The following is a 25,021-nucleotide window of genomic DNA, read 5'->3' on the forward strand; positions in this document are numbered from 1 at the left end:
CAATGGCCTCCTCGTCAGATCTGCTGTCGTCCGCCACACGCGCGGGCGGGGCTGCCTGCGCGAGCGGCACGGACGACTGCACCCGACCCTATCGGGATCGGGTACCCGTCGCTGTACGGACTCAGATGCCGACCTTGATGCGCGTGAAGCGCTTCAGGGTGACACCGGCCTCGTCCAGGACCTTCTGGACCGACTTCTTGTTGTCGAGCGCGTACGGCTGGCCGAGCAGCGTGGCGTCCTTGAAGAAGCCGTTCAGACGACCCTCGACGATCTTGCCGATCGCGGCCTCGGGCTTGCCCTCGGCGCGGGTGGTCTCCTCGGCGATACGGCGCTCGGTCTCGACGACCTCGGCCGGGACGTCCTCCTTGGAGAGGTACTTCGGCGCGAAGGCGGCGATGTGCTGGGCGATGCCCTTGGCGACCTCGGCGTTCGGCTTGTCGAACTCGACAAGGACACCGATCTGCGGCGGCAGGTCGGGCATCGTGCGGTGCATGTACGCGGTCACGAAGCCGTCGGAGAACTGCGCGAAGCGGTCCAGGACGATCTTCTCACCGAGGTTGGCGTTGGCCTCGTCCACGAACGCCTGGACGGTCTTGCCGGGCTCGATCTCGGAGGCGAGCAGGGCCTCCAGGTCGGCCGGGGAGGTCTTGGCGACGTGCTCGGCGATGGCCTGGGCCACGGCCTGGAACTTCTCGCCCTTGGCGACGAAGTCCGTCTCGCACTTCAGCTCGACGAGGACGCCGGAGGAGTTGTCGTCGGCGATGATGGAGACCACGGCGCCGTTCTCGGCGGAGCGGCCCTCGCGCTTGGCGACGCCCTTCTGGCCCTTGATGCGCAGCGCCTCGACGGCCTTCTCGACGTTGCCCTCGGCCTCGTCCAGCGCCTTCTTGCAGTCCATCATGCCGGCGCCGGTGAGCTCACGGAGCTTCTTGACGTCGGCGGCGGTGTAGTTCGCCATGAGTCTGTGAATCTTTCTCGAAGTCTGGAAGATCGAAGATCTGCGGGGTTCTGCGATCCGCATGCATCTGCAGATCTACGACACTCCGCTGACCTACGGGTGAACGGCGGGAGCGGTCTTCATGCACCGCTCCCGCCGTCAACGCTGACGGGACGGTCAGGCCTGCTCGCCCTCGGCGGCCGGAGCCTCAGCGGCCGGAGCCTCGGCAGCCGGCGCCTCCGTGGCGGGAGCCTCGGCGGCAGCCTCCGCGGCCGGAGCCTCCTCGGCCTTCTTCTCACCCTCGAGCAGGTCGCGCTCCCACTCGGCGAGCGGCTCGCCCGCGGCCTTCTCACCCTTGCCCTCGGCGGCGACGCCGGAGCGGGCGATGAGGCCCTCGGCGACGGCGTCGGCGATCACACGGGTGAGCAGGGTGACGGAGCGGATCGCGTCGTCGTTCCCCGGGATCTTGTAGTCGACCTCGTCGGGGTCGCAGTTGGTGTCGAGGATCGCGACGACCGGAATGTTCAGCTTCCGGGCCTCACCAACGGCGATGTGCTCCTTCTTGGTGTCCACGATCCAGACGGCGCTGGGCACCTTCTGCATCTCGCGGATACCACCGAGGGTCTTCTCCAGCTTGGCCTTCTCGCGCGAGAGCACGAGAAGCTCCTTCTTGGTCAGACCGGAGGACGCGACGTCCTCGAAGTCGATCTGCTCGAGCTCCTTGAGGCGCTGCAGACGCTTGTAGACGGTCGAGAAGTTGGTGAGCATGCCGCCCAGCCAGCGCTGGTTGACGTAGGGCATGCCGACGCGGGTGGCCTGCTCGGCGATGGCCTCCTGCGCCTGCTTCTTCGTGCCGACGAACATGACCGTGCCGCCGTGGGCGACGGTCTCCTTGACGAACTCGTAGGCGCGGTCGATGTACGACAGCGACTGGAGCAGGTCGATGATGTAGATGCCGTTGCGCTCGGTGAAGATGAAGCGCTTCATCTTCGGGTTCCAGCGACGGGTCTGGTGACCGAAGTGGACGCCGCTCTCCAGCAGCTCCCGCATCGTGACGACGGCCATGGCCGTTCTCCTTGTGTTTCTCGGTTGTGCCGCGGATGCCGGACGGCTCCCGCGCCTGACGCCCACATGCGCCTTGCCACAAAGGGACCGAGGGGCGCTGATACGGACCGTTGCCGGCCCTGGTATCGGGGCGTGCGAAGTCGACCCGGTGGCCCGGGTCGCCATCAGAAGTGTACGGGACCCAGGAGGTCCCGGGTGACGCCGCTGTCCACAACTCGGGAGTAATCCACAGGTTTCGGCCGGATCGGCGGGAGTGCGGCACGGTTCTCGCATGCGAGCGATGCGATGTGTACGAGGTGTACGAGCGACGTGGGGGTTGCTGCTGGGGCTGACGCTGACCGTCCTGGCCACCGCGGCCCGGGCGGACGACCCGCCACCGACCGCGCCGCCGAGGGCGGACGCCCCGGTACCGGTGATCGGCCGTACGTGGCCGGTGGGGTTACGCCCCTCCGTGCTGCGCGGCTGGGACCCCCCTGCCACGCCGTACGGCCGGGGCCACCGGGGCGTGGACCTGGCGGCCCCGCCCGGAACACCGGTACGGGCAGTGGCGGCGGGCCGGGTGTCGTTCGCGGGGCGGGTGGCCGGAAAGGGGGTTGTAGCGATCGAACTCACGGGGACCGGCGACCCGCCTCTCCGAACGACATACGAACCGGTCCATGCCTCGGTCAAGAAGGGAGACGAGGTCGAGCCGGGCGAGCCAGTGGGCACGGTGGAGCCGACGGGCTCTCACTGCGCGGTCACGTGCGTGCACTGGGGCTTGCTGAGGGACGCCACGTACCTGGACCCGTTGTCGTTGCTACCGCCCTGGCTCCTGCACCGGGGGCCGTCCCGACTGCTACCGGTACTCGGGGTACCCCTACCACCGCCGTAGCTGCGGGCAGTCGTGCCGCTGGGGCGATGGGGGTCCCCCCGCTCGAGCGAAGCCGAGAGTGGGGGAGGGTGGGCGCAGCGGCACCCAGCCAACGCCGGCGAGTGCCACCCCCGGCCCGCACCGGCCCACGCTCAGCCGCGAACTCCCCGCAACACCATCCCCACCGCAGCCTCCGCGATCACCCCCGGCTCCTCCGCCGCCCCCAGTTCAATCCGCCGCACAGCCGCGTCCACAACCCCCTGCAGCAGCATCGCCGCCAACCGCGGCTCCGCATGCCCCATCTCCCCCAGCGCCTCGACGATCATCGAGACCAGCCCTCCGTGCGCCGCCCGGATCTTCTCCCGCGCCCCGGCATCCAGCTCACTGGCCGAAATCGCCACCACGGCCCGATGCCGCCGGTCCCCGACGAGCTCCAGCTGCTTGCGCACATACGCCTCGACCTTGGCCTCCGGCCCGTGCGCCCGTTCCATCGCCGCCGACACTTCCGCCGCCCAGACCGGGAAGTCGACCGCACACAGCTCCTCGACCACGGCGGCCCGTGACCGGAAGTACTCGTACACGGACGACCGCGCAAGGCCCGTCCGCTCGGCCAGGGCCGGGAAGGTCAGCGCTTCCGTCCCACCCTCGGACAGCAGGGAACGAGCCGCGTCCAGCAGGGCGGCTCGTTGCATCGACCGGTGCTCGGCCACGGAGGCCGCTCGAATCCTTGGCACGTCCACCACTTTACGGACGCGGCACCCGGGGCGGGAGTGAATCGCGTCGCCCCGCCGGCGTTCAACCAGGTCAACGCCCGAAGCCTGCCAGTTTCGCGCGCAGCTGGAGCACGGACTTGGTGTGGATCTGACTGACCCGGCTCTCGGTCACCCCGAGCACATTGCCGATCTCGGCGAGCGTGAGCCCCTCGTAGTAGTACAGCGTGACCACGGTCTTCTCCCGCTCGGGCAGCGTGTTGATCGCCCGCGCCAGGAACCGCCGCAGCTCCCGGTCCTCGGCCACCTCCACCGGATTGTCCGCGGCGGTGTCCTCCAGCGTGTCCATGACGCTCAGCCCGTCGCCGCCGTCGCCCCCGACGTGCAGCAGCTCCTCCAACGCCACCACGTTGGCCAGTGACAACTGGCTGAATACCGCGTGCAGTTCGTCGACCGCCATGCCCAGCTCGGCGGCCACTTCGCTCTCCGTCGGCGTCCGCCGCAGCCGTGCCTCCAGCGTCGCGTAGGCCCGCTCCACATTGCGCGCCTTCTGCCGCACGGACCGCGGGATCCAGTCCAGCGCCCGCAGCTCGTCGATCATCGCGCCGCGGATCCGCGTGATCGCGTACGTCTCGAACTTGATCTCCCGGTCGATGTCGAACTTCTCGATCGCGTCGATCAGCCCGAACACCCCGGACGACACGAAGTCCGCCTGCTCGACGTTGGGCGGCAGCCCCACGCTCACCCGCCCGGCCACGTACTTCACGAGCGGCGAGTAGTGCAGGATCAGCTGCTCCCGCAACCGCTCGTCCCCCGTCGCCTTGTACGACCGCCACAACTCGTCGAGCGTCGAGGGAGCGGGCGGCCGCACGCTGCCACCGTCACGGGCGGCTGGGGGGATCGCCGCCCGGTCGGACCCGGAGGTGTGCTGGGGCATTCGTCGCCTTGTGCCGTTCTGCCGTTAAGGGTGGTGCCTGGGGGAGCTGTCGGTCTGATGTCGAGTTGCCGGACTGTGTCGGGATCCTTGTGAGCGTAGCGTGACTGAAGAGTCGCGGCGTGCGAAGGACGGGGCCGGACCCATGCGCAGATACGTTCCGCCGGGTGCCCCGTAGGGTCATGGCGGTCGCTCTCCGTGACCGCCAGGGCCCATCAACTGCGGGATTTCCCAAGGGCGTCGAGCTTTCCCTCGGACGGCCGAACACGCACGGTCAGCACGGGCTCCGACCGCCTTGAACGGAGATCATGGCCTGGCGTGTCAACTTCCAGCCGTCGCCGTGTCGTTCGACGTAACCAAGTGCCCTGAGTTCGTACAGTCTCGCGATCGCGTCATCCTCCGTCGTCGGCGTGCCGCGTGCGATCTCCTCGGCCGTGGCTGCTCCGCGGGCGGGCAGGGCGGCCAGGACGCGCCGTGCGCCGGGCGCCAGCAGATCCCGCGGCAGCACCGGCCCTCGGCGGTCCGGAGCCAGCTCCCCCATGTCTCCGACGAGTTCCACCACCTCCGCCGCGTCGGTGACCAGCGTCGCGTCCCCGCGCAGCAGTTCGTGCACGCCTGCCGACAATCCACTGGTGGTCGGCCCGGGCACCCCCATCGTGTGACGCCCCAGCCGTTGCGCTGCCCGCGCCGTGACGAGTGAGCCACTGCGGTAGGCGGCCTCGACGACGACGGTTCCCCGGGTGAGCGCGGCGATCACTCTGTTCCTGACGATGAACCGGCTCGGCGTCGGATGATCACCGGGCGGCAACTCGCCGACCACCAGCCCCTGGTCTGCGATCCTGGTGATCAACTGGGTGTGGCCGCGCGGGTAGGGCCGGTCGACCCCGCAGGCGAGGACGGCGACGGTTGCACCACCCGCGCCGAGGGCACCGCGATGAGCGGCGCCGTCCACGCCGTAGGCGCCGCCGGACACCACCACCCAGCCGCGCTCCGCGAGGCCGGCCGCAAGGGTGACGGCCATGTGCGCGCCGTACTCGGTGCAGGCCCGGGCACCCACGACGGCGACGGATCTCAGCGCCCACATCCGCAGACTGGGCCGGCCCCTGATCCACAGCCCGAGCGGCCTCGCCTCCCCCAGGTCGTCCAGCTGCCCCGGCCACTCCGCGTCCCCCGGACACACAAACCGCACGCCGGCGTCCCGCGCGACGCGGAGATCGCGCTCCGGCTGGGCCGGCCTGGCCCGCGCCAGCAGCCCGGCCCACCGTTTCTCACTCACCCCTGGCAAGGGCCTCCCGCCCTCCCGCAAGCGTCGTACCACCTGCCCCACCCCGAATTCGCGCACCCACCGCCCGGCAACCGCGTCACCGGGCTCGATGACGCGGGTGAGGAAGACACGGGAGAGCAGCTCGTCGTCCGGATCGCTGCCGCTCATGTCAGCGCCCCGATGGCCATCGGCACACCGCGCGGCACTCCCGTACGCAGTTGCAGCGCCAGGGCGACGTCCGTCGCGTCGGGCCGGTCGTGTCCCACGAGGTCGGCGACGCTCCAGGCGACCCGCAGCACCCGGTCGATTCCGCGTGCCGTCAGCGCGCCCCGCTCCAGATTGCGTTCCGCCTCGTCCATCGCGCCGGTCGCGGCGTGCCAGCGGCTGCGCAGCTCCCGGCCGGGCACCTCGCTGTTCGTCCGCCAGGGCGTACCGGCGAAGCGTGCTGCGGCCCGCTCCCGCGCCGCCCGGACACGGTCGGCGACCGTCGCCGTGGACTCGCCCCGCACACCGCGGTCGGCGAGCTGGGCGCGGGTGACGCGGTCCACCTCGACTCTGAGGTCGACCCGGTCGAGGAGTGGTCCCGAGAGCCGGGCCTGGTAGCGGCGGATCACCGAGGGCGGGCACTCGCACAGACTGTCGTTCTGCGAGAAGCGGCCGCAGGGGCACGGGTTCGCGGCGAGCACCATCAGGAATCTCGCCGGGAACCGCACCACCCCCGTACTGCGGGCGATCACGACATGCCCCGACTCCAGGGGTTGTCGCAGGGCGTCGAGTGCATGGCTGCTGAACTCCGGCGCCTCGTCGAGAAAGAGCACCCCTCGATGGGACAGCGACACGGCGCCGGGGCGGGCCATCCCCGGGCCGCCGCCGACCAGCGCCTGCATGGTGGCCGAGTGGTGCGGGGCGCAGTAGGGAGCGGTGTCGATCATGGGTTTGCCCGGGGGCAGCAGGCCCGCCACGGAGTGCACCGCCGTCACCTCCAGCGCCTCCTCGCGGCCGAGCCTGGGCAGGACGGCGGGCAGCCGCTCCGCGAGCATCGTCTTCCCGGCACCGGGCGGTCCCGACAGGAGGAGATGATGTCCGCCGGCCGCGGCGACCTCCACGGCGGTCCGGGCCGAGGTCTGTCCGACGACGTCGGCGAGGTCGTGGTCCTGGTCGTGCTGCGCGGCGCCGGAGCTGTGCATGCCCGTCGCCGCGCCGGTGCCGGGAACCCGCAGGCCGGCGAGCAGTGGGTCGGGACGTCCCGGTTCAGCCGGTTCCTCGTCGGGGACGGGCTCGTCCGCCAGTACGGCGATCAGCTGGCGCAGACTGCGCACGCCCAGCACGGACACTCCGGGCACCAGGGAGGCCTCGGCTGCCGCGCACTCCGGCACGACCACCTGCTCATAGCCCGCGTCCGCCGCGGCGAGCACGGCCGGCAGGGTGCCCCGTACCGGCCGCACCCGCCCGTCCAGGCCCAGCTCGCCGATCATCACGATGTCGGCGAGTACCCGCGGATCGATCCGCTCGCAGGCGCCCAGCACCGCGCAGGCGACAGCCAGGTCGAAACCACTGCCCGCCTTCGGGACCGACGCCGGACTGAGCCCGACCGTGAGCTTCTTCTGCGGCCACTCGCCCCCGGAGTTGACGACCGCCGCCCGCACCCGGTCCCGGCTCTCCGTCAGGCTCTTGTCCGGCAGTCCCACCAGCGTGAACGCGGCGACACCCGGTTCGAGGTCGGCCTGGACCTCGACAACCACGCCCTCGACCCCGACGAGGGCGACGGAGCACGTACGTGCGAAGCCCATCTCAGGCCACCCCCCGCGCGTGCTCGACCACGGCCGCGCCCCGGTCGGGCAGGACGACGCCGACGAGGTCGATGCGGACGCCGCCGGGCGGTGCTCCCCCGTGTTCCTGCAGCCAGCGTTCCGCCAGGCCGCGCAGGCGCGCCGCCTTGGCCGGCGTGATCGCCGCCATCGGATGCTGGAAGGGACCCGACCTGCGGGTCTTCACCTCGCAGACGACCAGGACATCACCGTCCCGCGCCACGATGTCGATCTCTCCGGTCCTGCCGCAGCGCCAGTTGCGCCCCAGGACCGTCATACCGGCCGTGACCAGCCGCCGAGCGGCCAGCTCCTCTCCGTACCTGCCCAGTGCACTGCGTGCCAGATGCGTGTTCATGTCGGCACCACCTCCGGCGCCAACCGTCACGCATCCTCCGCCAAGAAGTGGATCTTGGTGGGTTACTCAGCAGTTGTGGACAACGTCGTCACCCACACGAGCGACAGCGACCACCGATCACCCGCTCGGGAGCTCCAGATCGCTCTTGTTCAGCTCCTCGATGTTCACATCCTTGAATGTGAGGACCCGGACCTGCTTCACGAACCGGGCCGGCCGATACATGTCCCACACCCAGGCGTCCGCCATCGACACCTCGAAGAACACTTCGCCCTGAACCGAATGCACCTGCATCTCGTAGTCGTTGGTCAGGTAGAAACGCCGCTCGGTCTCGATCACATATTTGAACAGACCGACGACATCGCGGTACTCCCGGTAGAGCTTGAGCTCCATCTCGGTCTCGTACTTTTCGAGGTCCTCGGCGCTCATGGCATGTTCCCCTTCAGCCGTGCGATCCCACCATTGTGCGCCAGTCCCGTAAGCCCCTAGACGATTTCCGTGTCGAGGATCTCGGGCCTGGCAGGGGGACCTTCGTCGAGCAGTCTGCGCAGCAGCTCGGCGAGTCTGGTCGGATACACCGTCTCATGCGCCCGGGTCAGTTCCTGCCACGTCCACCACCGCGCACCCACGACACTGCGTCGCTCCAGCTCGGTGAGGCCCAGGGCCCCGATCGCCGTCTGGTTCGTCCGGGCCAGGTAGTACCACTCGTCCTGGTCCCAGCGTCGGCCCGCGAACGGGAACGAGCACATCCGCCGCCACAGCACCGGGCCCAGCTCGACGGCCGTGATCCCGGTCTCCTCCGCGAGTTCCCGCACAGCGGCCTCCTCGCGGGTCTCGTCGCCCTCCAGACCGCCGCCGGGCGTGAACCACCAGTCGTCGGCGGGATCGTCCGGCTCGTGGCCGTGCAGCAGCAGGATGCGGTCCTGGGGGTCGAGCAGCACGACCCGGGCCACCTTGCGCACCTCGTTTTCATGCGCGGCTCGCCTCCGGGGCGCTCCAGCTGGTGTCGCCTCAGCGGGCACCGGCGGGCTCCGTCCGCGGGCGGCTGCGGCCCGCCATGCGCTTGGCGAGCGGACCGTACGCGGCGCCCCCGAGCACCAGCACGGCTCCGACGACGATCATGGCGCCCATCGTACGGAGCGGGCCGGGCGTGGACAGGTCGCCGAGCGCCTCGAAACCGGTGGGGCGTTCCAGCATGCCGTCCATGGGCCAGACGACGGCGTCCACCCGCGCGGACACGGCGTCGCGCGACACGGTGCCGCCGGCGGCGTCCGTGAGGTGGGCGGTGGAGTCCAGGGAGCCGTGCCGCTCGTCACCGAGCAGGAACAGCCGCCCCTCGGGCACGGTCACGGTCGGGAAGTTCGCGACCTCGGCGGCCTGCCCCTCGGGCAGATACGGTTCCTCGATCTCCTTGCCGTCGACGGTCAGCTTCCCGTCCCGGCAGCAGGAGACGGTGTCCCCGCCGACCGCGACCACGCGCTTGACCATCGGCGCGTTGCCCCAGGTCACGTCCTTGAAGACAACGACGTCACCGCGGCGCACGTCCGCGCCGTCGACCCGCTCGGCCAGCACGCGGTCGCCCACGCCGATCGTCGGTGCCATGGAGCTGGTGGGCACGGTGTACGGGCGGTAGACCACCGCGCCCCAGCCGAATCCGCCGAGGAACAGTACAAGGCCCAGCGCGACCGCCAGCCCGGACAACCGCTGTCCGATCCGGCCGCCCGCCGGGCCACTGCTCGCCCCGCCGCGCTGCGGGGCCGTACGTGTCGCGCTCTCGCCACCCATGGACCCGCACCCTACCCGGCGGTACCTGACCGGGTCAGCCCTTCGGTTCTCCGACCGAGGTCAGAGTCCCGGAAGGTTTCATCAGGGCCGGTCAGCGCGTCTGTGCGACGGTGAGCCGGCGGCGGCGCCACAGGGCCACCGGCACGACTCCGGCGAGGGCCAGGGCGTTCGGGGCGGCGGTCAGGGCCGCGGACGCGGAGGACTGGTCGCCCAGACCGGGCTGGTCGAAGGTGTCCGGGACCGGGAGCGTGCCCCAGCGGTTGATCGGCCACGCCTTGACGATGGCGCGTCCGACGACCTTCTCCACCGGGACCATGCCATTGTTGGTGTCACCCTGGTTGTAGCGCGAGTCCCGGGAGTTCTGCCGGTGGTCGCCCATGACCCAGATGAAGCCCTCGGGGACCTTTACCTTGAACTGCCCGCCCTGGTCGTCATTGCTGCACGGCGTGTTGCCGGGGTACACGTACGACGTCTCGTTCAGCGCCTTGCCGTTGACCCTGAGCGGGCCGGTGCCCTGGCACTCCACCGTGTCGCCGCCGACACCGATGACTCGCTTGATGAGGTCCTTCTCCTCCGCGGACGGCATCAGGCCGATCCAGCTGAGCACCGTCTGCAGGGCGTTCGGATTCACCGTCGGCTCGCCGGCCAGCCAGTTGTCCGGGTCGTGGAAGACGACGACCTCGCCGCGCTCCGGCTCGGAGCCGAACCACGGGGTGAGCTTGTCGACGAGAACGCGGTCCCCCTGCTGGAGGGTGTTCTGCATGGAGTCGGAGGGGATCGAGAACGCCTGCACCAGGAACGTCTTGATCAGCAGCGCCAGCACGAGCGCGATACCGATCAGGATCGGCAGCTCCTTCCAGAAGGAGCGCTGTTTCTTCGGCTGCTTGAGGGCCGGGCCGCCCGGCCCCTGGTCCCCGGCCTGGTCCTGCCCGTCCGTCACCCTGCCGTCCTCAGCCGCTGTTGTGTCACTCCCTGCGGGAGGGACGCTGCCCGGGGCCGTGGGGGCTGCCTCCACGGGCTGTCCGCGGTGCTCCTCGCCGTCGTGCCCGGACCGTGCGCCAACCGCCACATCCCCCACGCCAACTCCTTACTCTGTGCCGCTGCCTGCCCCATGCGCGGCGCAGGCCCACCACTCCCATAACGAGCGGGAGTTCCGCAGGGCTCGGGAGCTGGATCGTTCCGTTCGGATCGTCGGAGGCAACCCTATGCGACGGTTGGGGAGCAGCGGTCGACCCGGAGGCCGAGTCGGACACGGAAGCGTAGGTTTTCGGTTCCTCCAGGGTGGTCCAGTGGCCGAGCGGCCAGGCGATGACGACGGCGCGTCCCACCACCTCTTCCTCGGAGACGGTGCCGCCGTAGTCGGTGTCCTGGTGGGAACGGGAGTCCGCGGAGTCGGACCGGTGGTCGCCCATCACCCACAGCCGGCCTTCCGGCACGGTGATGTCGAACGGGGTCGCGGACGGTTCGTTGCCGGGAAAGAGATAGTCCTCGATCAGGGGAACGCCGTTGACCGTGACCCGCCCTTGCGAATCACAGCACTTGACGCGGTCGCCGCCGACTCCGACGACCCGTTTGATGAGGTCTTTCTCGTTGTCGGAGGGCAGCAGGCCGATGAAGGTGAGGCCTTCCTTCACCTGCTTGACGACGACCGGATCCTCCTTCTTCTGGGTGGGCTGCTCGTCCTGGAGCCAGCCACCTGGGTCCTTGAAGACGACGACGTCACCGCGCTGCGGCTTGGAGCCGAACCAGGGGGTGAGCTTGTCGACCAGGACGCGGTCACCGATCTGGATCGTCTGCTCCATGGAGCCGGACGGGATCACGAAGGCCTGCACGAGGAAGGTCTTCAGCACGAGGGCTATGAGGACGGCCACCCCGACCAGGAGCGGGACCTCCTTTATCGCCGAGCGGCGCCGGCGACGCTTGACCTTGCGCTGGAGCTTGCGCCGCTCGGCACGGGTGCGGCCGCCGGACGAGCCGGCGGCCCGCCGGGTGCCGGTGGGCAGCAGGTTGTCGGCGGCGCTGCTGGGGACGCCGCGCGGTTTGCCGCGGTTACCCATGGGCACCGTCCGCCGCGGGCACGCGCGCGTAGGCGCCCGATCGGTGCAGGCGGGTGAGGTGGCCGACGGGCCAGACGATCCAGTCGGCCCGGCCGATCACGTCACCGACGGGCACCATGCCGCCGCCCGGTGAGCCCAGGTGGTCGCGGGAGTCGCTGGAGGCGCTGCGGTGGTCGCCGAGGACGAACAAGGTGCCGTCGGGCACGACGACGTCGAAGGGCACCGTGGACGCGCTGTCGCCGGGGTACAGGAACGTCGACTCGTCGACGGACCGGCCGTTCACCTGGAGCCTCCCCTCCTTGTCACAGCAGACCACGCGGTCTCCCCCTACACCCACGACGCGTTTGATGTAGTCGGCGTTCCCGAAGTGTCCGGTGCCGTCGAACACAACCACGTCACCGCGCCGCGGTTCGGCATCGAAACGGTACGCCAACTTATTTACGAGAACGCGGTCGCCGATCCTCAATCCGCGTTCCATGGATCCGCTGGGGATCTGGAACGGCTGCACCACAAAGGTGCTGAGCAGCAGCAGAAACAGCAGGCAGATCAGCGCGGTCAGCGTGATCCGCCCGCCGGGGACCCAGTCGGCGATCCGCGGCACCAACGCGAAACGCGACCGTTCCTCCGGCCCCTCTGTGTCCGAGGTCTCCTCGGATCCGGAAGGGCGGGAGGAGCGGTCGCGCTCCGTCGGCTGTGCTTCGGTGTTCATCGGGGCCAGATGCTATCCGGCCCCGCTTCGAACGCCGGGAAGCGCTCAGCTCTCGCGCTTCTCCTTGATCTTCGCCGCCTTGCCGCGCAGGTCGCGCAGGTAGTACAGCTTGGCGCGGCGGACGTCACCCTTGGTGACGAGCTCGATCTTCTCCACGATCGGGGTGTGCACCGGGAAGGTGCGCTCGACGCCGACGGAGAAGGAGACCTTGCGGACCGTGAAGGTCTCGCGCACGCCGGAACCCTGGCGGCGGATCACCACGCCCTTGAACTGCTGCACACGGGAGCGGTTGCCCTCGATGACGCGGACGTGGACGTTGACCGTGTCGCCCGGGCGGAAGGCCGGGACGTCGCTGCGCAGCGACGCGGCGTCGACGGAGTCGAGCAGGTGAGACATTTCGTCTGCTTTCTTCGCTGATGCCACAGGTCATCAACGGAAACTAGGTTTTCGGAGTGAGCGTCGTGCGGGTCGGGGCGCGCGTCGTGTCCCCCTGTGGCAGGGGCGCACGCCGGACGGCGCACAACAGCGGTCTATTCTTCCACGCCGTCTGCCCGGCGCCAAAATCGGCCGTACGGTTCACCCTCGGGGTCCGGTTCCCAGCCCAGGATGGAGAGCATCTCGCGGTCCTTCTTGTCGAAGGCCTTGGGGTCGCAGCGCTCGATCAGGTCGGGCCGGTTGACCGTCGTCCGCTTCAGCGCCTCGTCACGGCGCCAGCGGGCGATCCTGCCGTGATGGCCGCTGAGCAGCACGTCCGGGATCTCCCGGCCGCGCCACTGGGGCGGCTTGGTGTAGACGGGGCCCTCCAGGAGGTTGGCCATGGCGCCGGGCGCGAAGGAGTCGTCGCGGTGGGACTCGGCGTTTCCGAGGACGCCGGGCAGCAGCCTCGCCACGGCTTCCGTGATCACCAGTACGGCCGCCTCGCCGCCGGCGAGGACGTAGTCGCCGATGGACACCTCGTGGACAGGCATCCGGGTCGCGTACTCGTCGATGACGCGCCGGTCGATGCCCTCGTAGCGCGCGGGCGTGAAGATCAGCCAGGGGCGCTCGGAGAGTTCGACGGCGAGCTCCTGGGTGAAGGGGCGGCCGCTGGGCGTGGGGACGACGAGGGTGGGCGCGTGGGAGCCCGTTTCGTAGCCGTCGGCGAGGACGGAGTCCAGGGCATCGCCCCAGGGCTCGGTCTTCATGACCATGCCGGGGCCACCGCCGTAGGGCGTGTCGTCGACCGTGTGGTGCCGGTCGTGGGTCCAGGTCCGCAGATCGTGCACGTGCACGTTCAGCTGTCCACGCGCGCGTGCCTTGCCGACCAGGGAGACGTTCAGCGGGTCGAGGTACTCGGGGAAGATGGTGACGACGTCGAGCCGCATCAGGACTCATCCCCGGAGGAGTCGATCTCGGCCCGGTCGTCGATCAGGCCGGGCGGCGGGTCGATGACGGCCCGCTGCTCCTCGAGGTCGATCTCGGTGACGATCTCCTCGACGAACGGGATCATGACCTCGGTCCCGTCAGGACGCTCCACGATGAACAGGTCCTGCGAGGGCAGGTGCGAGATCTCGGTGATCCGGCCGACCTCCACACCGTCCTTGGTGACGACATCGAGGTCTATCAGCTGGTGGTCGTAGTACTCGTCCTCACCCTCGGGCAGTTCGTCCGGGTCGATCTCGGCGATCAGGAGGGTGTTGCGCAGCGCCTCGGCGCCGGTCCGGTCGGTGACGCCCGCGAAGCGCAGCAGCAGGCGTCCGCTGTGCACACGGCCCGTCTCGATGGTCAGCGGTCCGGCGGAGGCCGGGTCGGTGGCCAGGACGGCACCGGGGGCGAGCCGGAGTTCCGGCTCGTCGGTACGTACCTCGACGGTGACCTCGCCCTTGATGCCGTGGGCGCGGCCGATGCGGGCGACTACGAGCTGCACTTTTCGAAGATCTCCTGTCGTACGTACGACCACGGGCCGGGGACGGCCGAGTGGCCCTCCCCGGCCCGAGCCGGTGCTGTGTTGCGTCAGCGGACGTGGTCCACGTCGACGAGGTCGACTCGGACTCCGCGGCCGCCGATGGCGCCCACGACGGTGCGCAGAGCGCGTGCGGTGCGGCCGTTGCGGCCGATCACCTTGCCGAGGTCGTCGGGGTGGACCCGGACCTCCAGCACACGCCCGCGGCGCAGGTTGCGCGAGGCGACCTGCACATCGTCAGGGTTGTCGACGATGCCCTTCACGAGGTGCTCGAGAGCCTCCTCGAGCATGCTCAGGCCTCGGCCGACTCGGACTCGGCGGCAGCCTCGTCCTTCTTCTCCGCCTTCTTCTTCTGGGTGATCGCCTCACCCTTGCCCTCGTCGTCGCCGCCGAGGGCCTCGAACGACGGGCGCGCCTTCTTCGGCTCGGCCACGAGCAGCGGCGCCGGGGCGGGCTCGCCCTTGAACTTCTGCCAGTCGCCGGTCTTCTTCAGGATGGCGAGCACGGGCTCGGTCGGCTGCGCGCCGACACCCAGCCAGTACGCGACACGGTCCGCGTCGACCTCGATGACCGACGGGTTGTACGTCGGGTGGTACTTGCCGATCTCCTCGATCGCACGACCGTCACGACGGGTACGGGAGTCGGCGACGACGATGCGGTAGTGAGGCGAACGGATCTTGCCCAGACGCTTCAGCTTGATCTTGACTGCCACGGGAGTGGGTTCTCCTGGATTTGACGTGGTTGGGCACGGCGAGATGGCCGCGTGGGGTTGCGGTACCCGAGTGCCCGATGGACGCGTCAGCCGGAGGAGAGAGGGGTCCTGTGCGGCTGTCGAGTACAGCTAGCCATTCTGCCATACCCTGCGGGCGCTTCCGACCGGGCGTGCGTGCGGGCAGCTCTGACGGGCACCCGGCGTCTTGGTGACCGTACGTCGGGTGCGCGACCCGGCGCTGCGGGGTGCCGCTGCGCCCACCCGTGCCGCCCTGGGGGTCCCCCCAGGCCCTTAAGGCACTGGGGGAGGCACGACTGCCCGCAGCTACGACTGCTCCGGCACCCACGAGATGCCGGGGAAGCAATCAGCCAGCTGCTGCGCCCACGACCTCTGGGATGCGGAACGGTTTTCCGCAGCCGCCGCACACGATCGGGGCCTGGGCCAGGACCGAAGGAACGACCCGCACGTTGCGGCCGCAGTCGCACACCGCCTTGACCCGGACCCCGCCGCCGGAGGAGCCGTGGCGGGCCGCCGGGCCGCGGAAGGTGCGGGAGGTGTCGGCGGAGGTGGCGGCGGTGTGGGCGGTCAGGGCGCGCTGCAGGCGCTCGATCGTGGTGCGGTAGCGCCGCTTCGCCTCAGGGTTGAGCGTGACCAGCGAGAAACCGCTGCTGGGGTGCGGTTCCTCGGGGTGGTCCAGGCCCAGCTCCTCGGCGATCGCGAGGAATCTGCGGTTGTGGTACCGGCCGGCGCGGGAGGTGTCGCGGATTCCGCGGGCGGCGGCGATGCCGTGGACTGCCTCATGGAGCAGCCGCTCGAAGGAGAGTTCGTGTCCGCAGGCGGACGACGACTCCCCGATCAGGGATTCGGGCGCGGCAAGGTCTGGCAGCTCGGGGTGGTACCGCTGAATGTCGGCCCACGCCTGTGCCAGCTCTGCGGCGAGAACAGGTGGTGTCGTGCTCACGTAATGACAACGAGCCTGGGTCCCGCTGTGTTCCGATTCCGGGGCATCCCAAATAATTTGCACGTACCCGTCAGTTGCCGCTGATGCGTCCTGACGAGGGCGGGTGCGCTGATCTGCGGAGAAGCCGCACAGCTCGTACCAAGCCGGTACGTACGCTGACGTACCCCCGGCGCGTAGACATGTCCGCGCGCCGGGGGAACGTGTGGTCCACGGATGCGCAAGTGGCGTTTCGGTCGCGTCTCGCCGCTTCAGTATGCGCGCGCGACGATCGCGACGTTACCGGGTGCGTCATCGGCGTCCGGCACCGACCCGTCCTCGGCGACCAGACACCGTACGGTCACCGCGTGCTCGGCCAGCTTGGCCTCGCCTTCTTCGCCGAGGGTCGCCCAGGGGATGCGCGCCCAGCCGCCGGCGGTCGCCGCCTCGACGGCCTCCTCGATCGTCGACACGTCGGAGGTGCGGGACTCACGGCGCTCGCGGGACTGGGTCAGCAGGAGCGCCTGATCCTCCTCGAAGAGCGTGGGGAGCAGCCGTACGAGCGAGTCGATGGCCACGGGTTCCTTTCCGCCCGGGATGCGGCGCGCCAGCATCGCCGTGCTGTTCTCCAGGTCACGGGGGCCGATCTCGATCCGTACGGGTACACCCTTCAGCTCCCAGTCGACCGCGCGGCGCCCGAACGGGGTGTCCGTGCGGTCGTCCACCTGGACGCGGACGCCGGCCGCCCTGAGCTGGTCGCCGATCTCGCGGACCTTGGCCAGAACCGCATCGTCACCCTTGATCGCGAGGACGACGGCTTGGACGGGGGCGAGGCGTGGGGGCACCCGCAGCCCGTTGTCGTCTCCGTGCGTCATCACCAGGGCGCCGATCATGCGGGTCGTGGACCCCCAGGAGGTCTGCCAGACGAGTTCCTGCCTGCCCTCCTTGGACAGATACTGGGTGTTGAAGGCCCTGGCGAAGTTCTGGCCCAGCTCGTGGCTGGTGGCCATCTGGAGCGCCTTGCCGTCGCCCATCATGCTTTCGAGCGTGAGGGTGTTGATGGCGCCCGCGAAGCGCTCCTTGACGGTCTTGCGGCCGGGGACGGTGTCCATGGCGAGGACGTTCACCATGAAGTCCTCGTAGACCCTGCGGTGGATGTGCGCGGCGAAGTCGCGGGCGTCCTCGAACGTGGCGTGTGCCGTGTGGCCCTCCTGCCACAGGAACTCGGTCGTACGGAGGAAGAGGCGGGGCCGCAGCTCCCAACGGACCACGTTCGCCCACTGGTTGATCAGCAGAGGCAGGTCGCGGTAGCTCTGCACCCACTTCGAGAAGTAGTCGTTGATGATCATCTCGGAGGTGGGGCGGACGACGGCGGGTTCCTCGAGATCCTTGCCGCCGCCGTGGGTGACGACCGCGAGCTCGGGGGCGAAGCCCTCGACGTGCTCGGCCTCCTTGGTGAAGTACGACTGCGGGATCAGCAGCGGGAAGTACGCGTTCTGGGCGCCCGCCTCCTTGATCCGGGCGTCCATCTCCTGCTGCATCCGCTCCCACAGCCCGTACCCGTACGGTCGGATCACCATGGTGCCGCGCACCGGGCCGTTGTCGGCCAGCTCGGCCTTGTTGATCAGATCCTGGTACCAGCGCGGGAAGTCGTCCGCCCGCGGGGTGAGAACGGGTGCCTTTGCCATGGCGAGATGGTACGGGCCCACGTTGCCGGAATGTGAATTCTCGCCACTTGCGCGGGCACCCCACAAGCCGGGCTCCGCAACCCCTGGACGCGGTCGCGCGCCCGGAGTTTCCTGGCATACGGGGGAGGGCGGGCGTACGCCACGGGGGCTACGGAAACGGGTACAGCAGCAACTCTCGGCAGATTGGGGCGCTTTCGATGACACCTACGCTCGTGCGGCAGCGACTACCTCATGCGGGACCTGCGCCCCGCGTGGACCTGGCTGCACGCGCGCGTGACTGGTCGGAAATCCAGGAGCGGATGCTCGTACCGCTCTACGAGGCGGTCTACGAGCGACTGGACGTGGGCCCTGGCACCCGGCTGCTGGGGCTCGGCTGCGGTTCCGGGCTGGCGCTGCTGATGGCGGCCTCCCGGGGCGCCGCGGTCACCGGTGTCGAGTCCTCCTCCCCGGAGAGAAGGGCCCTCGCGCGCGAGCGCCTGCTGCCGGAAGGACCGGGCACGCGCGCGCGTGCGGACGTCCGGCTCCTCGACGATGCTCCCGGGGCGCCCGAGGACGGGACGCCCGCGTACACCCTGGTGACCGCCTTCGAGCCCATCGGGTGTCTGGCGGGAGACTCGGAGGGGCTCGGTGAGCTGCTCGCCGCGGCGGTGCCGCTCGCGGAGCGGGGGGCGCCCGTGGTGCTGGCCGGCTGGGGGCCGCCGGAGCGTTGCGCCACGTCGTCCGTGCTGCGGGTGGCGGGCAAGCTGGCGGATCCGCTGCGCAGCGCGGGCAGTTGGCGTCCGGCCCTGCGCGACGACCTGGAGGAGGTCGCCCAGCGGGCGGGGCTCCGGCCGGACGGTTCGGGGCGGGTGGCGTGCCCCTTCGGGTATGCCGGCCTGGACTGCGCGGTGCGCGGGCTGCTGTCGACGGGGCTGTTCGACGCGGCGATCACGGCGACGGATCAGGAGCAGGTCGACAAGGAGCTGACCGAGGCCCTGCATCCGCACCGACGGCCGGACGGCACGGTGTGGATGCCGAACGTGTTCCGCTACCTGATCGCCCGAATCCCCTGACAGAGCTCGGGAGATGCCGGCGTGAGGAAGGGCGGGGCGCCCCTACCCCTCCTGGTCACCCTTCGTCAGCCGCGAGATCCCGGCGATCCGGTACGCGTCCGCCTCCTCCAGCGTCTCGCGTTCCAGCAATGCCCCCGCCAGGGCGTCGAGTTGCTGCCGGTGGTCGCGTAGTTTGCGGCACGCCTCCTCGTAGCACTCGTCGACGATCCGCCGCATCTCGCCGTCGATCACGTCCAGCGTCTGCGGTGCCGCGGCCAGGCCGTACGTCTGCTGGGCATCGTTGGGGAGTGCGGACAGCCGGCCGACCTGTCTGCTCATGCCCCAGCGGGCGACCATTCCGCGGGCGATGTTGGTGACCTGTTCGAGGTCGCTCTCCGAGCCGGTGGTGATGACCCCGTAGACGACATGTTCCGCGGCCATGCCGCCGAGTGCGCCGATGATGCGGCCGCGCAGGTAGTCCTCGGTGTACGCGTACTTGTCCGACTCCGGTGTCGACAGCGTCACGCCGAGTGCCCTTCCGCGCGGCACGATGGTGATCTTGCGGACCGGGTCGGCGCCGGGCTGCAGCATGCCCAGCAGGGCGTGGCCGCTCTCGTGGTAGGCGGTGCGCCGGCGTTCTTCCTGGGGCATCACCAGTGTGCGTTCGGCGCCCAGTTGAACCTTCTCCAGCGCTTCCGAAAGGTCGGTCTGCGTCACCTGCTCCTGCCCTCGCTTGACCGCGATCAGGGCGGCCTCGTTGGCGAGGTTGGCGAGTTCGGCGCCGGTCATTCCCGGGGTCGTACGGGCGACCCGGGTGAGGTCGACGTCCGGGGCGAGCGGGATCTCGCGGGTGTGGATCTTGAGGATGGCCTCGCGGCCGCCCCGGTCCGGGGGCGCGACCATGACCACCCGGTCGAAGCGGCCGGGGCGGGTCAGGGCCGGGTCCAGGACGTCCGCACGGTTGGTCGCGGCGATCACGATCACGCCCTCGGAGCCGGAGAAGCCGTCCATTTCGGTCAGGATCTGGTTCAGGGTCTGCTCGCGCTCGTCATGGCCGCCCATGCCGGCACCGGCCCCGCGGGCCCGGCCGATGGTGTCGATCTCGTCGATGAAGATGATCGACGGGGCGACCTTGCGGGCCTCCGCGAACAGTTCCCGTACGCGGGAGGCGCCCACGCCCACGATCATCTCGATGAACTCGGAGGCCGACGCGGAGAAGAACGGCACGCCCGCCTCCCCGGCCACCGCCCGCGCGAGCAGCGTCTTCCCGGTGCCGGGCGGCCCCGCGAGCAGCACGCCGCGCGGCATCTTGGCACCCATTCTGCGGTAGGCGTCGGGGTTCTTCAGGAAGTCGACGACATCGTTGAGCTCGCCCGCGACCTCGTCGATGCCCGCCACGTCGGCGAACGTCGTGCGCTTCTCCCCCGACTCCAGCGCGACGGGCTTGGGCGGCTCTCTGCGTCCGAACATGCCGCCCGCGCCGCCGATGCCCGCCCGCATCCGCCGTGTGATGAAGATCCACAGCACGACGAGCAGGAGGATCGGCGCCAGCGAGATCAGCAGGTTGGCCAGAAGACTGCGCTGCTGGACGACCGGCTCCGCCGTGACGGTGACGTTGTTCCTGGTCAGGTCCGTCCAGAGCCGGTCGTCCGCGAACTCGGGCCGCTGGGTCCGGAACTTCGTGTACGTCCCGTCGCCCTCGGGATTGTCCTGGGCCCTCTTCAGCTGGCCCTGGATCGCGTCGCCCTTGGAGTAGATCTTGCTGACATTGCCGTCGTCGACCTGCCTGCTGAACTCCGTGTACGAGATCGTCGGCTCGTCCCCGTCGCCGAAGAACGACAGCGCGAGGTTGACGAGCACGAACAGGACCAGCGCGGTGAGGGCGAGGCTCCACCAGCCGCCGGGTATCCGCCGCCCACCGGACGGCGGCTTCGGCGGCTCCTCGGGCGTGCCCTCGGTACGCCAGGGCTGCTCGGGCGACTTGCGCGGTGGCGCAGGGTTGGTCATATCGGGACGTTACGCCACACGGGCGTCCGCGGCATGTGCGCATACGACGCCGGAGGCACCCCCCAATCGAGGGCGCCTCCGGCGTCGTGGACCAGGCCCTAGCCCATGAACTTCTTGAACTCGTCCGGCAGCTCGAAGTCCTGTCCGCCCTGCTGCGGCACTCCGAAGGCGTTGCCGCTCTGAGCGGCGGCCGCGCGGCGGGCGGCGGCCTCCTGCTCCTGCTGCTTGCGCTTCATCGGGTTGCCGGAGCGCTGCTTGCCCTTGGCCTTCTTCGGCTGCTTCTTCGACCGGCCGGGCCCACCGCCCATGCCCGGCATCCCCGGCATGCCGGGCATACCGCCGCCCTGGGCCATGCGGGACATCATCTTGCGGGCCTCGAAGAACCGCTCGACGAGGTTCTTCACCGCGCTGACGTCGACACCGGAACCCTTGGCGATACGGGCGCGGCGGGAACCGTTGATGATCGTCGGGTCCTGGCGCTCGCCCGGGGTCATCGACTTGATGATGGCGGCCGTGCGGTCGACGTCCCGCTCGTCGAGGTTGTTGATCTGGTCCTTGATCTGTCCCATACCGGGCAGCATGCCGAGCAGCTTGGAGATGCTGCCCATCTTCCTGACCTGCTCCATCTGGGCCAGGAAGTCGTCCAGGGTGAAGTCCTGGCCCTTCTTGGACGCCAGCTTGGAGGCCATCTTCTCGGCCTCTTCCTGGCTGAACGTCTTCTCCGCCTGCTCGATCAGGGTGAGCAGGTCACCCATGTCGAGGATGCGGGAGGCCATCCGGTCCGGGTGGAAGGCGTCGAAGTCGTCGAGCTTCTCGCCGTTCGACGCGAACATGATCGGCTTGCCGGTGATCTGGCGGATCGACAGGGCCGCACCACCGCGGGCGTCACCGTCGAGCTTGGACAGCACCACGCCGTCGAAGCCGACGCCGTCCCGGAAGGCCTCGGCGGTGTTGACCGCGTCCTGACCGATCATCGCGTCGACGACGAAGAGGATCTCGTCCGGCGAGACCGCGTCCCGGATGTCCGCGGCCTGCTGCATCATGTCGGCGTCGATGCCGAGGCGGCCGGCGGTGTCCACGATCACGATGTCGTGGACCCTGGACTTCGCGAAGTCGATGGAGTCCTTGGCGACCTTGACCGGGTCACCGACGCCGTTGCCCGGCTCGGGCGCGAAGACCGCGACCCCGGCCCGCTCGGCGACGACGCTCAGCTGGTTGACGGCGTTCGGGCGCTGGAGGTCGGCGGCGACCAGGAGCGGCGAGTGGCCCTGCTCCTTCAGCCAGCGGCCGAGCTTGCCCGCGAGGGTGGTCTTACCGGCACCCTGCAGACCCGCCAGCATGATCACGGTCGGCGGCTGCTTGGCGAACCGCAGCCGCCGGGTCTCGCCGCCGAGGATCGTGACGAGCTCGTCGTTCACGATCTTCAGGACCTGCTGGGCCGGATTCAGGGCCCTGGAGACCTCGGCTCCGAGGGCACGCTCCTTGACGTTCTTGATGAAGCTCCGGACGACCGGCAGCGCCACGTCCGCCTCGAGGAGCGCGATGCGGATCTCGCGCGCGGTGGCGTCGATGTCCGCCTCGCTCAAACGCCCCTTGCCGCGCAGATTCTTGAAGGTCGCTGAGAGGCGATCGGAGAGAGTATCGAACACGGCGGCGTCGGTCCTCGGAGTCGGGGGCAGTGTGAGCGTCTTCCAGGGTATCCGGCCGCGCAAGAAAGTCGTCCCCACCGGCTACACCCTGCTGAACGCCAGGAGGCTGCGAGGTCACCCCCGCAGAGCCTCCTCCAGCTTCTGCGCCACCCCCGTCGCCTCCGTGCCCGGCAGGGGCGCGCCCTCCGGGTCTGTGACATAGAACGCGTCCACCGCGTTGGCGCCCAGCGTGCTCACATGCGCGCTGCGCACCCGTACGCCGGCGTCCTCCAGCGCCCGCCCGATCCGGAACAGCAGTCCCGGCGCATCCTGGGCGCGCACCTCGATCACCGTGGCGAGGCGGGACGCGGCCGAGGCGACCGTCACCCGTGGCGGCGGCGCGACCACGCCCCGGCGGCGCGGATAGGCGGCGTCGCGCTCGGCGAGGCGGGCGGCGATGTCCAGGGAGCCGTCGAGGGCGCGCACCAGGTCGGCGCGCAGCCGGGCGGCCTGGGGCAGGGAGCCGTACTCGGCGGCGACCCGCCAGTCCAGCAGCAGCACCGAGCCCTCGACGCCCTCCGGCAGCTCCAGGGCCCGCAGCTCCGCCGTGCGGACCGTCAGACGGTGCATGGCGAGGACGCCGGCCACCGCGGGCAGCACGCCCGGCTGGTCCGGTACGGCGATGAGTAGCTCCACGCCGAGCGGCTCCGGATCGCCGGACTGCTGCTCCTCCGCCGGCGGCTCGGTCTGCGCGCGCAGCGCCAGCACGGGGCTGCCCGTCGCGATCGCCTCGAGGGCGAGCCGCTCCTGCTCGGCAGTGGGCGCGGCGGCCTCGGGTTCGTCGAGGGGGTCTCCGGCGAGAACGCCCGCGACCCGCTTGACCAGGTCGGCGACGAGCGAGCCGCGCCAGGACGACCAGGCGGCCGGTCCGGTGGCCAGCGCGTCGGCCTCGGTCAGTGCGTGCAGCAGCTCCAGCGTGCTCTGCGTGCCGACCGCCTCGGCGACCGAGCGGACGGTGGCCGGATCCTCCAGGTCGCGCCGGGTCGCGGTCTCGATGAGCAGCAGGTGATGGCGTACGAGGGTGGCGAGGACGGCCACGTCCGCGCGGTCGAAGCCGATACGGGCGGCCACATCGCGCGCGATGATCTCGCCGGCCACCGAGTGGTCGCCGGGCCAGCCCTTGCCGATGTCGTGCAGCAGCGCGGCGACCAGGAGCAGGTCGGGGCGGCTGACCCGGCGGGTGAACTCGGAGGCGCGGACGGCGGTCTCGATGAGATGCCGGTCGACGGTCCAGATGTGCACGGCGTTGCGCTGCGGCCGGCAGCGAACCCGCTCCCAGTCCGGCAGCAGCCGGGTGATCAGGCCCTCGGCCTCCAGGGCTTCCCAGACCTCGATCGTGGGGCGGCCGGAGCCCAGCAGGGTCACAAGCTGTTCGCGCGCCTCGGCGGGCCAGGGCGTGGGCAGCGGGCGCACTCCGGCCGCCATGCGCCGTACGGCGTGCAGAGAGAGCGGCAGGCCGGCCTGAGCGGCGGCGGCCGCGGCGCGCAACGGGAGCACGGGGTCGCGGTCGGGGCGCGCGGCCCGGGCGAGCACCACCTCGCCGTCCTGCTCCACCACCCCTTCGGCCAGCGGAGAGCGCTCGGCGACCTGTTTCCCACCGCCCAGCATGGAGCGTAGGCGTGGCCGCACGGCGCGCGACCGCAGCACGCGCCCCACTTCACGCCAGGTGACATCACTGGCGTACGAGATGACCCGCGCCGCCTCGTACACCTGCCGCAGCAGCGTGTCGGCGTCGAGGAGGCCGAGCTCGGCGGCGACCTGGTCCTGCTCCTGGAGCGCGAGCCGGTCGGTCGCGCGCCCGGTGGCCAGGTGCAGGGCGTCCCGGACGTCGAGCAGCCGGCGCCGGGCGTCGTCGAGGCCCTCGCGCGGGGCGTCGGCCAGCCAGGAGGCGGCGACGGCACGCAGGGCGGTGGCGTCGCGCAGCCCACCGCGAGCCTCTTTCAGATCCGGCTCCAGGAGGTACTGCAGTTCGCCCTGGCGCTCGGCGCGTTCGGCGCACAGTTCCTGGAGTTCGGGCAGGCGTTTGGGGGCCTGGTTGCGCCAGTCGGCGAGGACGGCGGTCCTGAGTCCGGCCGTGACACCGAGGTCGCCGGCGATGTGCCGGGCGTCCAGCAGTCCGAGTTGGACCTTGAGGTCCTCGCCGGCCGTCTTGCGGGCCTCGGCCGGCGTACGGACGGAGTGGTCGAGGGCGAGGCCGAGGTCCCAGACCGGGTACCAGATGCGGTCGGCGAGGGCGGCGATCGCGGCGGGGTCGCCGCCGTCGTGCAGCAGGAGCAGGTCGAGGTCGCTGCGCGGGGACAGCTCACCCCGGCCGTAGCCGCCGACCGCAATGAGGGACACCCCGCGCAGTCCTTCGGCTCCGGCGTCGAAGAGCCCGGCCAGCCAGTCGTCCGTCAGCTCGGCCAGGGCGGCACGGCGCGGCGGCCCGGACTGCGCCCCCTCCGTGAGGAGGCGCAGCCGGGCCGCCGCGTAGCCGCTGGGTCCCGAGTCCTCTGCTTCCGTCCGTACGCCCGTGCTCGTCACCCAGCGACTCCTGTTCCTCTGT

General features: G+C 70.4%; 25 protein-coding genes. 2 read left to right on the top strand and 23 right to left on the bottom strand.

Features of this window, described 5'->3' with window-relative positions; genetic code table 11:
* Positions 1-121 precede the first annotated feature (121 nt).
* Both tsf and rpsB read right to left on the bottom strand, forming a co-directional pair.
* Entirely contained in the window at positions 122-958 is an 837-nt protein-coding gene (tsf, locus tag ACFVJQ_RS20430; protein WP_385512886.1) for a translation elongation factor Ts, read from the bottom strand.
* 156 nt (positions 959-1,114) lie between these two features.
* Positions 1,115-2,002 carry a 30S ribosomal protein S2 gene (gene rpsB / locus ACFVJQ_RS20435; RefSeq protein ID WP_385512887.1) on the bottom strand — a complete coding sequence of 296 codons (888 nt, stop codon included), beginning with the start codon at positions 2,000-2,002 and terminating at the stop codon, positions 1,115-1,117.
* Between the two features lie 280 nt (positions 2,003-2,282).
* On the opposite strand from rpsB, the gene ACFVJQ_RS20440 reads away from it, so the two are divergent.
* On the top strand, positions 2,283-2,873 hold the full coding sequence (locus tag ACFVJQ_RS20440) for a murein hydrolase activator EnvC family protein (protein WP_385785826.1): 591 nt from the start codon (positions 2,283-2,285) through the stop codon (positions 2,871-2,873).
* Positions 2,874-3,004: 131 nt separating this feature from the next.
* Here ACFVJQ_RS20440 and ACFVJQ_RS20445 read toward each other — a convergent pair whose 3' ends face one another.
* From ACFVJQ_RS20445 to proS, 18 genes are all read right to left on the bottom strand, one after another.
* Positions 3,005-3,562, bottom strand: a complete 558-nt coding sequence (locus ACFVJQ_RS20445; RefSeq protein WP_385512941.1) for a TetR/AcrR family transcriptional regulator — start codon at positions 3,560-3,562, stop codon at positions 3,005-3,007.
* Between the two features lie 94 nt (positions 3,563-3,656).
* Entirely contained in the window at positions 3,657-4,499 is an 843-nt protein-coding gene (gene whiG, locus ACFVJQ_RS20450; RefSeq protein WP_129801604.1) for an RNA polymerase sigma factor WhiG, read from the bottom strand.
* Between the two features lie 271 nt (positions 4,500-4,770).
* On the bottom strand, positions 4,771-5,928 hold the full coding sequence (dprA, locus tag ACFVJQ_RS20455; RefSeq protein ID WP_385785642.1) for a DNA-processing protein DprA: 1,158 nt from the start codon (positions 5,926-5,928) through the stop codon (positions 4,771-4,773).
* On the bottom strand, positions 5,925-7,550 hold the full coding sequence (locus tag ACFVJQ_RS20460) for a YifB family Mg chelatase-like AAA ATPase (protein ID WP_385512889.1): 1,626 nt from the start codon (positions 7,548-7,550) through the stop codon (positions 5,925-5,927). Before ACFVJQ_RS20460 ends, dprA begins: the two co-directional genes overlap by 4 nt.
* 1 nt (position 7,551) lies before the next feature.
* Entirely contained in the window at positions 7,552-7,953 is a 402-nt protein-coding gene (locus tag ACFVJQ_RS20465; protein WP_385512890.1) for a YraN family protein, read from the bottom strand.
* Between the two features lie 87 nt (positions 7,954-8,040).
* The gene (locus tag ACFVJQ_RS20470) at positions 8,041-8,349 is read right to left on the bottom strand and encodes a DUF2469 domain-containing protein (protein ID WP_003993268.1); all 309 of its coding nucleotides are present in this window, start codon (positions 8,347-8,349) and stop codon (positions 8,041-8,043) included.
* A gap of 56 nt (positions 8,350-8,405) precedes the next feature.
* Positions 8,406-8,942, bottom strand: a complete 537-nt coding sequence (locus ACFVJQ_RS20475) for an NUDIX hydrolase (RefSeq protein WP_385785646.1) — start codon at positions 8,940-8,942, stop codon at positions 8,406-8,408.
* Positions 8,932-9,705, bottom strand: a complete 774-nt coding sequence (gene lepB / locus ACFVJQ_RS20480; RefSeq protein ID WP_385785649.1) for a signal peptidase I — start codon at positions 9,703-9,705, stop codon at positions 8,932-8,934. Before lepB (ACFVJQ_RS20480) ends, ACFVJQ_RS20475 begins: the two co-directional genes overlap by 11 nt.
* Before the next feature lie 91 nt (positions 9,706-9,796).
* On the bottom strand, positions 9,797-10,783 hold the full coding sequence (lepB, locus tag ACFVJQ_RS20485; RefSeq protein WP_385512893.1) for a signal peptidase I: 987 nt from the start codon (positions 10,781-10,783) through the stop codon (positions 9,797-9,799).
* The gene (gene lepB, locus ACFVJQ_RS20490; RefSeq protein WP_385512894.1) at positions 10,671-11,762 is read right to left on the bottom strand and encodes a signal peptidase I; all 1,092 of its coding nucleotides are present in this window, start codon (positions 11,760-11,762) and stop codon (positions 10,671-10,673) included. The genes lepB (ACFVJQ_RS20485) and lepB (ACFVJQ_RS20490) overlap by 113 nt, the downstream gene beginning before the upstream one ends.
* Complete coding sequence (gene lepB, locus ACFVJQ_RS20495) at positions 11,755-12,471, bottom strand: signal peptidase I (protein WP_385512895.1); 717 nt, start codon at positions 12,469-12,471, stop codon at positions 11,755-11,757. Before lepB (ACFVJQ_RS20495) ends, lepB (ACFVJQ_RS20490) begins: the two co-directional genes overlap by 8 nt.
* Before the next feature lie 45 nt (positions 12,472-12,516).
* Positions 12,517-12,867 (bottom strand): 50S ribosomal protein L19, encoded by a 351-nt coding sequence (gene rplS, locus ACFVJQ_RS20500; RefSeq protein ID WP_385512896.1) that lies wholly within the window; start codon positions 12,865-12,867, stop codon positions 12,517-12,519.
* 134 nt (positions 12,868-13,001) lie between these two features.
* Positions 13,002-13,835: a tRNA (guanosine(37)-N1)-methyltransferase TrmD gene (gene trmD, locus ACFVJQ_RS20505; RefSeq protein WP_385785654.1), complete on the bottom strand. Its 834-nt coding sequence runs from the start codon at positions 13,833-13,835 to the stop codon at positions 13,002-13,004.
* The gene (gene rimM, locus ACFVJQ_RS20510) at positions 13,835-14,377 is read right to left on the bottom strand and encodes a ribosome maturation factor RimM (RefSeq protein ID WP_224732995.1); all 543 of its coding nucleotides are present in this window, start codon (positions 14,375-14,377) and stop codon (positions 13,835-13,837) included. The genes trmD and rimM overlap by 1 nt, the downstream gene beginning before the upstream one ends.
* An 86-nt stretch (positions 14,378-14,463) precedes the next feature.
* Positions 14,464-14,703 (bottom strand): RNA-binding protein, encoded by a 240-nt coding sequence (locus ACFVJQ_RS20515; protein WP_003973401.1) that lies wholly within the window; start codon positions 14,701-14,703, stop codon positions 14,464-14,466.
* A 2-nt stretch (positions 14,704-14,705) separates the two neighbouring features.
* On the bottom strand, positions 14,706-15,125 hold the full coding sequence (gene rpsP / locus ACFVJQ_RS20520; RefSeq protein WP_030048919.1) for a 30S ribosomal protein S16: 420 nt from the start codon (positions 15,123-15,125) through the stop codon (positions 14,706-14,708).
* Positions 15,126-15,489: 364 nt separating this feature from the next.
* Positions 15,490-16,086 carry a hypothetical protein gene (locus ACFVJQ_RS20525; protein ID WP_385512898.1) on the bottom strand — a complete coding sequence of 199 codons (597 nt, stop codon included), beginning with the start codon at positions 16,084-16,086 and terminating at the stop codon, positions 15,490-15,492.
* Between the two features lie 248 nt (positions 16,087-16,334).
* The gene (gene proS, locus ACFVJQ_RS20530; RefSeq protein ID WP_385512899.1) at positions 16,335-17,750 is read right to left on the bottom strand and encodes a proline--tRNA ligase; all 1,416 of its coding nucleotides are present in this window, start codon (positions 17,748-17,750) and stop codon (positions 16,335-16,337) included.
* 197 nt (positions 17,751-17,947) lie between these two features.
* On the opposite strand from proS, the gene ACFVJQ_RS20535 reads away from it, so the two are divergent.
* Entirely contained in the window at positions 17,948-18,802 is an 855-nt protein-coding gene (locus ACFVJQ_RS20535; protein ID WP_385785659.1) for an SAM-dependent methyltransferase, read from the top strand.
* 42 nt (positions 18,803-18,844) lie between these two features.
* Here the strand turns inward: ACFVJQ_RS20535 and ftsH are convergent, their stop codons facing one another.
* The 3 genes from ftsH to ACFVJQ_RS20550 all read right to left on the bottom strand — a co-directional run bounded on the left by ftsH (position 18,845) and on the right by ACFVJQ_RS20550 (position 24,999).
* Positions 18,845-20,788, bottom strand: coding sequence for an ATP-dependent zinc metalloprotease FtsH (gene ftsH / locus ACFVJQ_RS20540; protein ID WP_385785662.1), 1,944 nt, complete (start codon positions 20,786-20,788; stop codon positions 18,845-18,847).
* 98 nt (positions 20,789-20,886) lie between these two features.
* Entirely contained in the window at positions 20,887-22,437 is a 1,551-nt protein-coding gene (gene ffh / locus ACFVJQ_RS20545) for a signal recognition particle protein (RefSeq protein ID WP_385512902.1), read from the bottom strand.
* Between the two features lie 114 nt (positions 22,438-22,551).
* Positions 22,552-24,999, bottom strand: coding sequence for a [protein-PII] uridylyltransferase (locus ACFVJQ_RS20550; protein WP_385512903.1), 2,448 nt, complete (start codon positions 24,997-24,999; stop codon positions 22,552-22,554).
* Positions 25,000-25,021 lie beyond the last annotated feature (22 nt).

Origin of the sequence: Streptomyces sp. NPDC127197 (assembly GCF_042672405.1) — a bacterium.
GTDB lineage: Bacteria > Actinomycetota > Actinomycetes > Streptomycetales > Streptomycetaceae > Streptomyces > Streptomyces flavusporus.

Coding starts and splice junctions, on each gene's coding strand:
- tsf (WP_385512886.1), bottom strand. CDS start 958: ATGGCGAACTACACCGCCGCCGACGTCAAGAAGCTCCGTGAGCTCACC.
- rpsB (WP_385512887.1), bottom strand. CDS start 2,002: ATGGCCGTCGTCACGATGCGGGAGCTGCTGGAGAGCGGCGTCCACTTC.
- ACFVJQ_RS20440 (WP_385785826.1), top strand. CDS start 2,283: ATGCGATGTGTACGAGGTGTACGAGCGACGTGGGGGTTGCTGCTGGGG.
- whiG (WP_129801604.1), bottom strand. CDS start 4,499: ATGCCCCAGCACACCTCCGGGTCCGACCGGGCGGCGATCCCCCCAGCC.
- dprA (WP_385785642.1), bottom strand. CDS start 5,928: ATGAGCGGCAGCGATCCGGACGACGAGCTGCTCTCCCGTGTCTTCCTC.
- ACFVJQ_RS20460 (WP_385512889.1), bottom strand. CDS start 7,550: ATGGGCTTCGCACGTACGTGCTCCGTCGCCCTCGTCGGGGTCGAGGGC.
- ACFVJQ_RS20470 (WP_003993268.1), bottom strand. CDS start 8,349: ATGAGCGCCGAGGACCTCGAAAAGTACGAGACCGAGATGGAGCTCAAG.
- lepB (WP_385785649.1), bottom strand. CDS start 9,705: ATGGGTGGCGAGAGCGCGACACGTACGGCCCCGCAGCGCGGCGGGGCG.
- lepB (WP_385512894.1), bottom strand. CDS start 11,762: ATGGGTAACCGCGGCAAACCGCGCGGCGTCCCCAGCAGCGCCGCCGAC.
- lepB (WP_385512895.1), bottom strand. CDS start 12,471: ATGAACACCGAAGCACAGCCGACGGAGCGCGACCGCTCCTCCCGCCCT.
- rplS (WP_385512896.1), bottom strand. CDS start 12,867: ATGTCTCACCTGCTCGACTCCGTCGACGCCGCGTCGCTGCGCAGCGAC.
- trmD (WP_385785654.1), bottom strand. CDS start 13,835: ATGCGGCTCGACGTCGTCACCATCTTCCCCGAGTACCTCGACCCGCTG.
- ACFVJQ_RS20515 (WP_003973401.1), bottom strand. CDS start 14,703: ATGCTCGAGGAGGCTCTCGAGCACCTCGTGAAGGGCATCGTCGACAAC.
- proS (WP_385512899.1), bottom strand. CDS start 17,750: ATGGCAAAGGCACCCGTTCTCACCCCGCGGGCGGACGACTTCCCGCGC.
- ACFVJQ_RS20535 (WP_385785659.1), top strand. CDS start 17,948: ATGACACCTACGCTCGTGCGGCAGCGACTACCTCATGCGGGACCTGCG.
- ftsH (WP_385785662.1), bottom strand. CDS start 20,788: ATGACCAACCCTGCGCCACCGCGCAAGTCGCCCGAGCAGCCCTGGCGT.